The sequence below is a fragment of the Microvirga sp. VF16 genome, from assembly GCF_016864375.1.
GTDB lineage: Bacteria > Pseudomonadota > Alphaproteobacteria > Rhizobiales > Beijerinckiaceae > Microvirga.
Genome location: NZ_CP069354.1, coordinates 3,867,665 through 3,879,318, shown reverse-complemented (window position 1 = coordinate 3,879,318; position 11,654 = coordinate 3,867,665). Strand labels below are relative to the sequence as shown.

At 63.3% G+C, this 11,654-nt stretch carries 13 protein-coding genes; all 13 read left to right on the top strand.

Annotated features, from left to right (window positions below; all coding sequences use genetic code 11):
• Nucleotides 1-90: 90 nt before the first annotated feature.
• The 13 genes from JO965_RS18080 to JO965_RS18020 all read left to right on the top strand — a co-directional run bounded on the left by JO965_RS18080 (nucleotide 91) and on the right by JO965_RS18020 (nucleotide 11,602).
• A complete protein-coding gene (locus JO965_RS18080) occupies nucleotides 91-1,629 on the top strand; it encodes a DUF2793 domain-containing protein (RefSeq protein WP_203440411.1) in 1,539 nt (512 codons plus the stop codon).
• A 9-nt stretch (nucleotides 1,630-1,638) separates the two neighbouring features.
• Nucleotides 1,639-2,187: a glycoside hydrolase family 108 protein gene (locus tag JO965_RS18075; protein WP_203440410.1), complete on the top strand. Its 549-nt coding sequence runs from the start codon at nucleotides 1,639-1,641 to the stop codon at nucleotides 2,185-2,187.
• Between the two features lies 1 nt (nucleotide 2,188).
• A complete protein-coding gene (locus JO965_RS18070; RefSeq protein ID WP_203440409.1) occupies nucleotides 2,189-2,398 on the top strand; it encodes a hypothetical protein in 210 nt (69 codons plus the stop codon).
• Nucleotides 2,399-2,538: 140 nt separating this feature from the next.
• The gene (locus JO965_RS18065) at nucleotides 2,539-2,961 is read left to right on the top strand and encodes a YciI family protein (protein ID WP_203440408.1); all 423 of its coding nucleotides are present in this window, start codon (nucleotides 2,539-2,541) and stop codon (nucleotides 2,959-2,961) included.
• Between the two features lie 68 nt (nucleotides 2,962-3,029).
• Nucleotides 3,030-4,292: an RNA polymerase sigma factor gene (locus JO965_RS18060; protein ID WP_203440407.1), complete on the top strand. Its 1,263-nt coding sequence runs from the start codon at nucleotides 3,030-3,032 to the stop codon at nucleotides 4,290-4,292.
• Between the two features lie 101 nt (nucleotides 4,293-4,393).
• Complete coding sequence (locus tag JO965_RS18055; protein WP_203440406.1) at nucleotides 4,394-4,708, top strand: PepSY domain-containing protein; 315 nt, start codon at nucleotides 4,394-4,396, stop codon at nucleotides 4,706-4,708.
• Nucleotides 4,709-4,835: 127 nt separating this feature from the next.
• Nucleotides 4,836-5,507 carry a response regulator transcription factor gene (locus JO965_RS18050; protein WP_203440405.1) on the top strand — a complete coding sequence of 224 codons (672 nt, stop codon included), beginning with the start codon at nucleotides 4,836-4,838 and terminating at the stop codon, nucleotides 5,505-5,507.
• Nucleotides 5,504-6,901 (top strand): ATP-binding protein, encoded by a 1,398-nt coding sequence (locus JO965_RS18045; protein ID WP_203440404.1) that lies wholly within the window; start codon nucleotides 5,504-5,506, stop codon nucleotides 6,899-6,901. Before JO965_RS18050 ends, JO965_RS18045 begins: the two co-directional genes overlap by 4 nt.
• 65 nt (nucleotides 6,902-6,966) lie before the next feature.
• Nucleotides 6,967-8,067, top strand: coding sequence for a c-type cytochrome biogenesis protein CcmI (ccmI, locus tag JO965_RS18040; RefSeq protein ID WP_203440403.1), 1,101 nt, complete (start codon nucleotides 6,967-6,969; stop codon nucleotides 8,065-8,067).
• Nucleotides 8,064-8,522, top strand: coding sequence for a cytochrome c maturation protein CcmE (gene ccmE / locus JO965_RS18035; protein ID WP_203440402.1), 459 nt, complete (start codon nucleotides 8,064-8,066; stop codon nucleotides 8,520-8,522). Before ccmI ends, ccmE begins: the two co-directional genes overlap by 4 nt.
• Nucleotides 8,523-8,536: 14 nt before the next feature.
• Nucleotides 8,537-10,519, top strand: a complete 1,983-nt coding sequence (locus JO965_RS18030) for a heme lyase CcmF/NrfE family subunit (RefSeq protein WP_203440401.1) — start codon at nucleotides 8,537-8,539, stop codon at nucleotides 10,517-10,519.
• Nucleotides 10,520-10,522: 3 nt separating this feature from the next.
• Entirely contained in the window at nucleotides 10,523-10,981 is a 459-nt protein-coding gene (locus JO965_RS18025; RefSeq protein ID WP_203440400.1) for a cytochrome c-type biogenesis protein, read from the top strand.
• A 204-nt stretch (nucleotides 10,982-11,185) separates the two neighbouring features.
• Entirely contained in the window at nucleotides 11,186-11,602 is a 417-nt protein-coding gene (locus JO965_RS18020) for a hypothetical protein (RefSeq protein ID WP_203440399.1), read from the top strand.
• Nucleotides 11,603-11,654: the final 52 nt, after the last annotated feature.

Below are 11,654 nucleotides of genomic sequence, written 5' to 3'. Positions count from 1 at the left end.
TCTTCCAATCGAGATCACCGGCACAAGGCCGGTGATGACGTGAGAGGCTCACTACCAATTTTTCGATCCCTTGCCGGAGCACCTCATCCGATGTCATCGACACCTCATCTCGCCCTGCCGCTGCTTGCAGCGGCGCAGGCCCAGAAACATGTCACTCACAATGAGGCTCTCGCCTCCCTCGATGCACTCGTGCAATTGGCCGTTAAGGAGCGTGATCGAACCGCGCCGCCTACCTCGCCCGCGGAAGGCGACCGCTTTCTCGTCGGTGCCGGGGCAACAGGCGTCTTCGCCAATCAGGAGGGCAACATTGCCCTGTTCGACCTTGGGATCTGGCGGTTCTTCACGCCGCGTCCCGGATGGATCGCCTATGTGGAGGCTGAGGATCTGCTCGTCATCTTCGATGGCAATGCGTGGAAAACATCCGGTTCGGTTCTCGAACAGATCCATAACCTGCAGCGGCTCGGGATCGGCACAACGGCCGATGATCTCAACCGCTTGTCGGCGAAGCTCAATGCGGCCCTGTTTGCCGCATTGGCGGCGGAGGAGGGAGGTACGGGCGACTTGCGCTTCGTGCTCAACAAGAGCACCGAGGCCAATGTTCTCTCGCAGCTCTATCAGCGCGGATTCAGCGGGCGCGCGGAAACGGGATTGATCGGCAGCGACGATTTCGGCATCCGCGTCTCGGCCGACGGAAGCCAATGGCACGACGCGCTGCTGGTCGATCGCCGCACGGGCGTTGCATCCTTTCCTTGCGGTCTTGCCGATGTGCCGAGGCCGAATCTCCTGATCAACTCCGCCTTTCTCGTGAACCAGCGCAAATTCTCGGGTGGGGTACTGGACGCAGGTATCTATGGGTTCGATCGCTGGAAAGGAGGCCCGGGGGGCTGTACGCTCAGCCTCGCAGCAGACGGGACCATCACGCTTTCCGGTGCTCTCGAGCAGGTGATCGATGTGGCTCAGGCCGCCGCCGAGATCGGCGCGGCCAGTTTCGCCGGAGCCTCTTTGACCCTCTCCGCCGACGATCCCTCGGAGCCCTTGCCGGTTGTGATCGGCTCAAAGACCGCCACGATTCCCGCTGGCCCCGGCCGCCGCTCGGCGAGCGTAACGCTCGATGGAGTCGAGACAGGCAACATCACCGTGCGTCTCCAACCGTCCGTCCCATGTTCCTTCAAGCGCGCGAAGCTGGAGGTTGGAGCCCATGCAACGCCATGGGTGGGCGTTCCGTTTGATGTCGAGGAACTCCGCTGTCGGCGTTATTATCAGCGGCTTTCGGTCAGTGGTGGAACACCTGCGATCCTGGGTGCGCTTGGACAGCGCGTTGCAGGCAACAACATCGATGTCCCCTGTACCCTGCCGGTGCCGATGAGAGCCGATCCGGTGTTGACGACCAGTGGTTTCAGTTGGTCGAATGGATCTCCGACCGGCAATCAGATCGGCTTTCATAATAACAGCGGCGCCTCGTGGTTGGCCCTTTCCGGAAGTTTGACGGTGACGACGGTGTCGGCAGCCAGCCCGTCCTGCGTCGCTCTGAGATTCCAGGCCAGTTCCTCGTTCAGCGGTGTGTCCGGAGCCGTCGGTAACCTCTATCTGGGCAATCTGGCCTTCATCGCCCTGCAGGCGGAACTGTGAGGATCGCGCATGAAAGCTTCTCCAACGCGTTTCGAACAAGCCGTCGAGCATGTGCTGAAGCATGAGGGCGGCTTCGTTCAGCATCCCCGCGATCCGGGTGGGGCGACCAAATTCGGCATCACCCGTGAAACGCTCGCCCGGGCGAAAAAACGCCCGGCATCCATCAACGACGTTCGCCGCCTGAGCCGAAAGGAGGCGATCGCCATTTACCGGCAGCTCTATTGGGATGCGGTACGCGCCGATGAGCTTCCGCCGGGGCTCGACCTCGCCGCTTTCGATCTTGCGGTCAATTCCGGTCCGACTCGGGCCGTGAAGATGCTGCAGACAGTTCTCGGGGTCGAGGCGGATGGGATCGTCGGACCAATCACGCTGGGCGCGGCCCTCGAGGCCGACGTCCCGGAGACTATCCGCCGACTCACGAAAGTCCGTCTCGGCTTTCTCGGTCGCCTCGCCACCTGGCCCGTCTTCGGTCTCGGCTGGCGCAGGCGTGTTCTCGCCGTCGAGCAGGAGGCTCTCCGGCTTGCATCCCTTCCATCCTCGTCTTCAAGGACTGTTTGATATGTTCGATACCAAGACCATCCTCGCCAGCCGTACGATCTGGGCCAACCTGATCGGGCTTGCGGCCCTCGTTCTCGGCCTGTTCGGCTTGTACAGTTCGGCTCTTGTTACGGGCGCTTTCGAAGAGGCGCTCGTTCAGCTCATTGCCGCCGGCAGTTTCATCGCCTCGACCGTTTTCCGGATCCTGGCCACGAAACAGATTCTGAACTAACCTCGCGCCGCCCGGCCAGCTTCAGCCCACCATGAAAAATTTTGGAAAAAATTTCGCTCAGGCTGTCGATTCTGCCGATGCTCGTTCGTCGTATGGACAGGAACCCGCATGGGCTTCCTTCAATCAGAGGAGAAAAGACGATGCGCGTGATGGTCATGGTGAAGGCGACGAAGGATAGCGAAGCGGGCATACTGCCTACGAACGAGCTCCTCGAAGCCATGGGCAAATACAACGAACAGCTGGTCAATGCGGGCATCATGCTGGCCGGCGAGGGGCTGAAACCGTCGTCTCAGGGCAAGCGCATCGCCTTCGACGGCCCGAGCCGCACCGTCATCGACGGGCCGTTCGCCGAGACCCGCGAACTCGTGGCCGGCTATTGGTTCTGGGAGGTCAAGGACATGGCCGAGGCCATCGAGTGGGTGAAACGCTGCCCGAATCCGATGCCCGGTCCGAGCGAGATCGAAATCCGACCGGTCTACGAAATGGCCGATTTCGGCGAGGTCATGACCCCGGAAGTCGCCGAACTGCTCGACAGGACAAGCGAGAAGCTGGCCGGCCGTTAAGATCCTGCTGTTGCTTCCGTTGCCATCGTGGCTTGCCGTTCGCCCCGCTTTCCTTTTAAGCGGGGTTCATGACGGCGACGGAAACCCACCGAACGATCGAGACAATCTTCCGCATCGAACAGGCCAGACTCATCGCAGGCTTGGCTCGCATGGTGCGGGACGTGGGCATGGCCGAAGAGCTCGCTCAGGAGGCGCTCGTGACGGCTCTGTCGGAATGGCCGAAGACCGGGGTTCCCCAAAACCCCGGCGCCTGGCTGATGGCCGTGGCCAAACGCCGGGCCCTCGACGGGATCCGGCGCGACAGGATGCTCGCGCGCAAGCACGCCGAAATCGGCCGCGAACTTGAGGGTGAGCACGACCGCAGTGTCGAGGCCATCGAGGCGGCTCTCGATGACGATATCGGCGACGAGCTGCTGAGCCTGATCTTCACCGCCTGCCACCCGGTGCTCTCGCCGGAAGCGCGTGCGGCCCTGACCCTGCGGCTGATCGGCGGACTGACGACGGACGAAATCGCCCGCGCCTTCCTTTCCAGCGAAGCGACCATTGCCCAGCGTATCGTCAGAGCCAAGAAGACGCTGAGCAAGGCCGGCCTGACCTATGAGGTGCCGCGTGGATCGGAACGGGACGAGCGCCTCGCCTCGGTGCTGGAGGTCATCTATCTGATCTTCAACGAGGGTTACGCGGCCACCGCCGGCGAGGATCTGGTCCGACCGGCCCTGTGCGCGGAAGCCCAACGTCTGGGCCGCATTCTCGCCGGCCTCATGCCCGACGAGCCCGAGGTCTTCGGCCTCCTGGCGCTAATGGAAATCCAGGCCTCGCGCATGGCGGCCCGCACCGCGCCGGACGGCTCGCCCATTCCCCTGACTGAACAGAACCGTGCCCGTTGGGACCAGCTCCTGATCCGACGGGGGCTCGCGGCCCTGGAGCGCGCCGAAGCGCTGGGCGGCGCCAAGGGCATCTATGCCCTGCAGGCGGCGCTCGCCGCCTGCCATGCGAGGGCGCGCAAGGCGGAGGAGACGGACTGGACGAGGATCGCCGCGCTCTACGACACGCTCCGCGACGTCATGCCGTCGCCGGTGGTCGATCTCAACCGCGCTGTGGCCCACAGCATGGCCTTTGGACCCGAGGCGGGCCTTGCGCTCATTGGCGATCTCGAACGCTCGGAGATCCTGCGCGGCTATGCTCCCCTGCCGGCAGCAAAAGGCGATTTCCTCTACCGCGCGGGGCGTCTCGCAGAAGCGCGGCCCCAATTCGAGCATGCGGCCGCCCTCAGCCGCAATGAGCGCGAGAAAGCCTTTTTTCTCAAGCGCGCAGCGGATTGCGGTAACTGAACTACCTCGGAGGATCGTAGCTCGGCCGGCCGTTCACACTCGTATAACCGGCTCTAGATAAATTCAGAATTCGTTCATTGCGGCAAGGGCATGGTCGTTTCATGCGTGTGGTTTGGCTGGTCATAGCGTTGTGGGGAATCACGGGGGCAGCGTCCGCGCAAAGCGCGGCGACGGCCCTGAAAAATTGCCTGCCTCCTCGCGAAATGCAGGAGGCGGTCGCCTCCAAGGGCGTTGTCGCGCCGGCCTCGGCCGTGATGACGGCACGGCGTCAGGTCCCGGGGGCGGACGTGGTCCGGGCCAGCCTCTGCCGCAACAGCGACAATCTTGTCTATGTGATCATGGTCTTGCAAAAGGATGGTCGCATCGTGCAAGTGATGATCGACGGCTCTTCCGGGCGTGTGAAGTCGGTCCACTAGCGCATCGTGCGAAAAGTGGACCCGGTTTTCCGCACCGAACGATGCGCCGCTTAAGGGATTAAGCATCGGATTGATCCCAAAAGTGCCTTCCACTTTTGGGTCCGATGCTCTGGAGAAAGCTCGAACCGTGCGCCTACTCGTTGTCGAGGATGACAGAACCCTCAATAAGCAGATCGTGACTGCCCTTGAACAGGCAGGCTACGCGGTGGATACCGCCATGGACGGCGAGGAAGGGCAGTTTCTTGGCGAGACCGAGCCCTACGATGCCATCATCCTCGATCTCGGCTTGCCGAAGGTCGACGGCGTTTCCGTCCTGACGGCCTGGCGCCGCGAAGGACGCAAGACCCCCGTCATCATTCTCACGGCCCGCGACCGCTGGAGCGACAAGGTCCAGGGCTTCGATGCCGGCGCAGACGATTACGTTACGAAACCCTTCCATATGGAAGAGCTTCTCGCCCGTGTCCGCGCTCTGCTGCGCCGCTCGACCGGTCACGCCACGAGCGAGATTGCCTGCGGCCCCGTGAAGCTCGACACCCGTTCCGGCCGCGTCGCCGTCGACGGCAATCCGGTGAAGCTCACCTCCCATGAATACCGGCTCCTGTCCTATCTCATGCACCACACGGGCCGCATCGTCTCGCGCGGCGAGCTGACGGAGCATCTCTACGATCAGGATTTCGACCGGGATTCGAACACCATCGAGGTCTTCATCGGCAGGCTTCGCAAGAAGCTCGGTGTCGACATCATCCAGACGGTTCGAGGCCTGGGTTACCTCCTTGACACGGGCCAGACGAAGACGTGACCCGTCTGCCATCGTTCGTCAAACGTTTCGCCAGCCGGCCCATCGCGGTCCGCCTTGCGGTTTCTTCCGTCTTCTGGAGCTTCGTGATCCTGCTGATTGCAGGGCTTATCCTCTCGACGCTCTATCGTGACAACACGGAGCGCGCGTTCGACCAGCGCCTCCTCGTCTACGCTAATACGCTCGCCTCCAATCTGGTCGGCCCGGGCGATCCGGATCGGGATCTCGGTCCCATCGGCGATCCGCGTTTCGAGCTGCCCCTGTCCGGCTGGTATTGGCAGGTGGCGCGGCCCAATGCGGCGGCGGGCGAGATCCGGTCCTCGAAATCGCTGTTCGGTGGGCAGTTGCCGAACCTCGCCTCCGGCGACAACCGCTTCGGCCAGATCCGTCGCGGATACGGGAAGGCGCCCGACGATCGCAATTTGCGCATCATCGAACGCGACATCGATCTCGGCGAAGATGGACGTTACATCATCCGTGTTGCGGGGCCGGCCGACGAGATCGAGGTGGCCGTGCGGGATTTCATCTTCGCGCTGACCGTCACCTTCGCGCTTCTCGGTCTGGCCCTGGGTTTCACCACGCTCCTGCAGATCCGCTTCGGCCTGCGGCCCCTGTCCAATCTTCGCAGCGCGCTCGGCGCCATCCGGCGAGGGGAGGCGGAGCGGATTGCGGGCGAATATCCCAGGGACATCTCTCCGCTCGCCAGCGAATTGAACCTCCTCCTCGACACCAACCGTGAGATCCTGGAGCGCGCCCGTACCCAGGTCGGCAATCTCGCTCATGCGCTCAAGACGCCGCTCAGCATCATCATGAACGAAGCGGAGAATGCTCCTGAGGACGTTGCCGCCAAAGTCCGCGAGCAGGCGACAACGATGCGCGATCAGGTCAATTACTATCTCGACCGGGCCCGCGCAGCGGCGCTTGCCGGGACGCTCGGAACGCTGACGGAGGCCGAGCCCGTCATCGCGGGCCTCGCCCGCACCTTCGCCAAGATCTATCGCGACAAGGATCTGGAAGTCGAACTGGCCATTCCGCCGAATCTGCGCTTCCGCGGCGAGAAGCAGGACCTGGAGGAGATGGCCGGCAACCTGATCGACAATGCGGCTAAATGGGCTGCGCACAAGGTCGAGGTGGCGGTCGAGATCGTGCGTGAGGACGACAGGTCGCGCTTCCGCCTGCTCATCGACGATGATGGTCCGGGCCTGCCGGAGGCAGCGCGAGAGGAGGTGCTCAAGCGCGGCCGCCGCCTCGACGAGACGAAGCCCGGCTCCGGCCTCGGCCTGTCGATCGTCAGCGATCTCGCTGCTCTCTACCGGGGCTCCTTGATGCTTGATGCCTCCCCCATGGGCGGGCTGCGGGCCATCCTCGAACTCCCCGGGGATAGGGGTTCGCCGTAAGGATATTTACGCGTGACACCGTGCCACCGTCGTGCTTGAGGAGGACACGCAGTAAATAGGACTTTATGGTGATCTGGGTAATCCTCCTGGCAATGACGGCGGCGGCCGTGATGGCGGTGCTATGGCCGTTGTCGCGCCACTATGCCGTGGCGAGGCAGGCGGATCCGGATACGCAATTCTACCGTGAGCAGATCGCTGAGATCGAGCGGGACCAGGCGCGCGGCGTACTCTTGGCCAGCGAGGCCGAAGCCGCCAAGGCCGAGGCCGGGCGGCGTCTCCTGCGGGCGACCGGCATGCATGGCGAGTCTTTTGCGGCCGTCGGAGAGCCGGCCCTGCGCCGCCGCCGCGCCGCCTCGACCCTCGCCCTGTCGATCATCCCAATCCTCGCGCTTGCGACCTACGAGATCTATGGCTCGCCGCAATCCCTGACCCAAGCGCCGAGCGCGCAGATGCCGCAACAGGCCGGTAATATCGATCTCATGCAGGCAGTGGCCCAGATCGAGAGCCACTTGGCGAAGAACCCGCAGGATGGCCGCGGCTGGGAGGTGATCGCCCCGGTCTATCTGCGCATGGGGCGGATCGACGATGCCGTGAAGGCCTATGAAGCGGCGATCCGCCATCAGGCGCCCGATGCCAGCCGCTTCGCGAATTACGGCGAGGTCTTGGTGATGGCCAAGGACGGGCTCGTCTCGGCAGAAGCTCAGGCCGCCTTCGAGGAGTCGGTCAAGCTCGATCCGACCTCTCCCAAGCCACGCTTTTATCTCGCCCGCGCCGCTGCACAGGACGGCCAGATCGAGAAGGCCAAAGCCGCCTATGCGGAACTGATTGCCTCGTCGCCTGCCGATGCGCCCTGGGTCGAGGCCGTGAAGCAGGAACTCGCTTCCCTCGACGCGCCTCAGGCGCCTGCGGGACAGGAAGGCGGAGGACAGATCGGGCCAGAGGCGATCGCCGGAATGGTGGCCGGCCTCGCCAGCCGCCTGGAATCCCAAGGTGGCACGGCGGAGGAATGGGCGCGACTGATGCGCTCCTATGCGGTGTTGGGCCAACGTGATAAAGCCATTGCTGCAGCCCAGCGAGCCCGGGAGGCGCTGGCGAAGGATGACGCCGCATTGAAAACCATCGATACGATGGCGCAAGAACTGAAACTGACCGACGCCCAGCCATGACGAGAAAACAACGCCGCTTGTCCCTGATCGGTGTCGCAGGATGCGTCCTCGCGGTTGCGCTCGGTCTCGTGCTCTACGCCATGAACGACACGATCGTGTTCTTCAACTCGCCGGCCGACATCCAGGCGAAGAACGTGCAGCCCGGCACGCGCATCCGCCTCGGCGGTCTCGTGAAGGAGGGCTCTGTCCAGCGTGGCTCCGATCAGCAGATCACCTTCGAGGTCATGGATGCGCGGGCCGCGATCCAGGTAAACTACAAGGGCCTGCTGCCCGACCTGTTCCGCGAAGGGCAGGGGGTCGTGGCAGAGGGTGTGCTCGTCAGCTCCAGCGTGTTCCGGGCCGATTCCGTTCTCGCCAAGCACGACGAGAACTACATGCCCCGCGAGGTGGCGGATACGCTCAAGAAGCAGGGGCACTGGATGGGCGAGGCCAGTACCGCGCCCAAGACGCAGTAAAAGGGAGAGCCCACGTGTTGGTCGAGGCCGGACATTTTGCACTCGCGCTGGCGCTTGGGTTGTCCCTGATCCAGTTCATCGTTCCGCTCTGGGGCGCACGCGCCAACGATCCCGTGCTGATGGCCGTGGCTCCTGCAAGCGCGCTCGCCGTGCTCGCCTGCATCGCGTTCTCGTTTCTTGCGCTGACCTTCGCTTATCTGAACTCCGATTTCTCGGTGCTCAACGTCGTGCAGAACTCGCACTCCGCGAAGCCCCTGATCTACAAGATCTCCGGTGTATGGGGGAACCATGAAGGCTCCATGCTGCTGTGGGTGCTGATCCTCGCCCTGTTCGGCGGTGTGGTGGCGCTGTCGCGCAACAGCATCCCCATGCGCTTGCAGGCGAACACGCTCGCGGTTCAGGCCTCGATCACACTCGCCTTCCTGCTCTTCATTCTCACGACATCGAATCCCTTCACGCGCGTCATCCCGGCACAACTGGAAGGACAGGATCTCAATCCGCTCCTTCAGGATCCCGGCCTCGCGATTCATCCGCCGCTGCTCTACATCGGCTATGTCGGCTTCTCGATCTCCTTCGCTTTTGCCTGCGCGGCCCTGATCGACGGGCGCATCGATGCGGTGTGGGCCAGGATCGTTCGACCCTGGACGCTCGGCGCTTGGGCTTTCCTGACGCTGGGCATCGCCATGGGCTCCTACTGGGCCTATTACGAACTCGGCTGGGGCGGCTGGTGGTTCTGGGATCCGGTGGAAAACGCCTCGCTCATGCCATGGCTCGCGGGCACGGCGCTCCTGCATTCCACCGTCGTGATGGAAAAGCGTGATGCGCTGAAAGTTTGGACCATTCTTCTCGCCATCCTGACCTTCTCCCTGTCGCTCCTCGGCACTTTTCTCGTTCGCTCCGGCGTGCTCACCTCGGTGCACTCCTTCGCGGTGGATCCGGAGCGCGGGACGTTCATTCTCGGCATCCTGATTTTGTTCATCGGCGGATCGCTGACGCTGTTTGCGTCGCGCGCGCCGATGCTCAAGCAGGGCGGCCTGTTCGCGCCTGTCTCCCGCGAGGGCGCGCTCGTCCTCAACAACCTGTTCCTCGCCACGGCCTGCGCCACCGTGTTCATCGGCACGCTTTATCCGCTGGCGCTGGAGGTGCTGACGGGCGAGAAGATCTCGGTGGGTGCACCGTTCTTCAACTTTACCTTCCTGCCGCTGATCGTGCCGCTGCTGCTGCTTCTGCCGCTCGGTCAGACGTTGTCCTGGAAGCGCGGCAACTTCCTCGGCACGGCCCAGCGTCTCTATGCCGTGTTCGGCATTTCGCTTCTGGCCGCCATCGCCATGTTCGCGTTCCAGCACGGCGGGCCGGTGGCTGCACCGCTCGGTGTTGGCCTCGGCGTCTATCTGGTTCTCGGCTCGCTCAACGAGATCGTCACGCGCTCCTGGTCCAGGGGGACGCCACTCTCCGTTGCATGGCGGAAAGCGCGAGGCCTTCCGCGCTCGGCCTGGGGCACGGCCATCGCCCATGCGGGCGTCGGCCTCACAGTCATCGGCATCGCGGCGACCGCCTGGGGTGTCGAGGCCATCGGCAGTCTCAAGCTGGGCGAGCGGCTCAAGGCGGGCGACTACGAAATTCGGCTTGAACAGATCATCCCGCGCATCGAGGCCAATTATCGGGAAGATGTCGCCGTTCTGACGGTCATCGGCGGCGGTCGCGAACTCGGGACTCTCGAGACCATGAAGCGGCTCTATGTGACGCGCGGCATGCCGACGACAGAGGCAGGAATTCTGACCACGGGCCTCGGCCAGATCTATGCCAGCATCGGTGAAGTGCAGACGGACGGATCGGTAGGCATGAGGCTCTACTACAAGCCGCTGGTTCTGCTGATCTGGATCGGCTCCCTCGTGATGGCGGCAGGTGGCGCCCTGTCCCTGACGGATCGGCGCCTGCGCATCGGTGCTCCGGCCCGTGCGAAGGTGGCGCCGCCAGCCGCGGTTCCCGCGGAGTAGGCGATGCGCTTCATCTTCGTCCTTATTGCAGCTTTCATGCTCGGCGGTCCGGTCTTCGCGGTGCAGCCGGACGAGGTGCTGAAGGATCCCGCTCTGGAAAAGCGCGCACGCGAGATTTCGGCGGGACTGCGCTGCCTCGTCTGCCAGAACCAGTCCATCGACGATTCCGATGCGCAGCTCGCCAAGGATCTGCGGCTGCTCGTTCGCGAGCGCTTGGTGACCGGCGACACCAACCAGGAAGTGGAGAACTTCCTCGTGCAGCGCTACGGCGAATTCGTGCTGCTGAAGCCAACCTTCGGAACGCATACCCTGCTGCTCTGGCTGACGCCGGCTCTCGTCCTGATCCTCGGCGGCATCGGCGCTTATGCCGCGATGAGACGCCGCACACAGCCGGCCGCTGCGCTCGATGCGCAGGAGCAGAAGGCCCTTGAGGATCTGCTCAAGCGCGACGAGGGCGCTTGAAGGCGGACAGCAAGAGCAAGTGAAACACAATCCGCAAAAGGACGTCGAGCAGCGGAGTAATCTGCGCCGAAATGGGCAGAATTCCTTTTGTTAAGCATTTCCGATCCTTGTTGTTGATCATGCCATTTTGTCGCGGTGCCAAGCTTAAAAGCGGCTGATATCGGGCACTCACATCTCCCGATATTCCGCGCGAAAGGTACGGTCGTGAAGCTTGCGGCCTGTGGATTGTGTCTGATCCTTCTTGCCCTCCCTTTCGCATCGCGAGCGAGTGAGAATCTCGTCGCCAAACGCGAGGCCTGCCGCATCGAGGCGAGGAGCCGTATTGCGCCGAAGAGGAAGATCGAAGTTGACGATTACCGGCGCATTGTCGAACGGCGCGCGGCCTATGTGACGCAGTGCATCAACCGAACCGTCGTGGCTCACAGCAACGTCCCGCTTCCGCCGCAAAGGACACTCGACGATGCGATGGATAACGACAAGCAGCGTGTCGTCAGAGTGAGCCGCAAGGAACCCCGTCGTCTTGCCGGGCGTGCGAACCGAGACCGGGCGAAATTGGCTTCGATCAGGTCGACGAAGCTCAAAGGCAAGAAGATCAGATTGTCGCCACGCAGGAGCAAGTGACGCTCCTCGGAGTCTGGCTCGTCGACCTCTTACCTCGTTCTAAGAGGCTGCG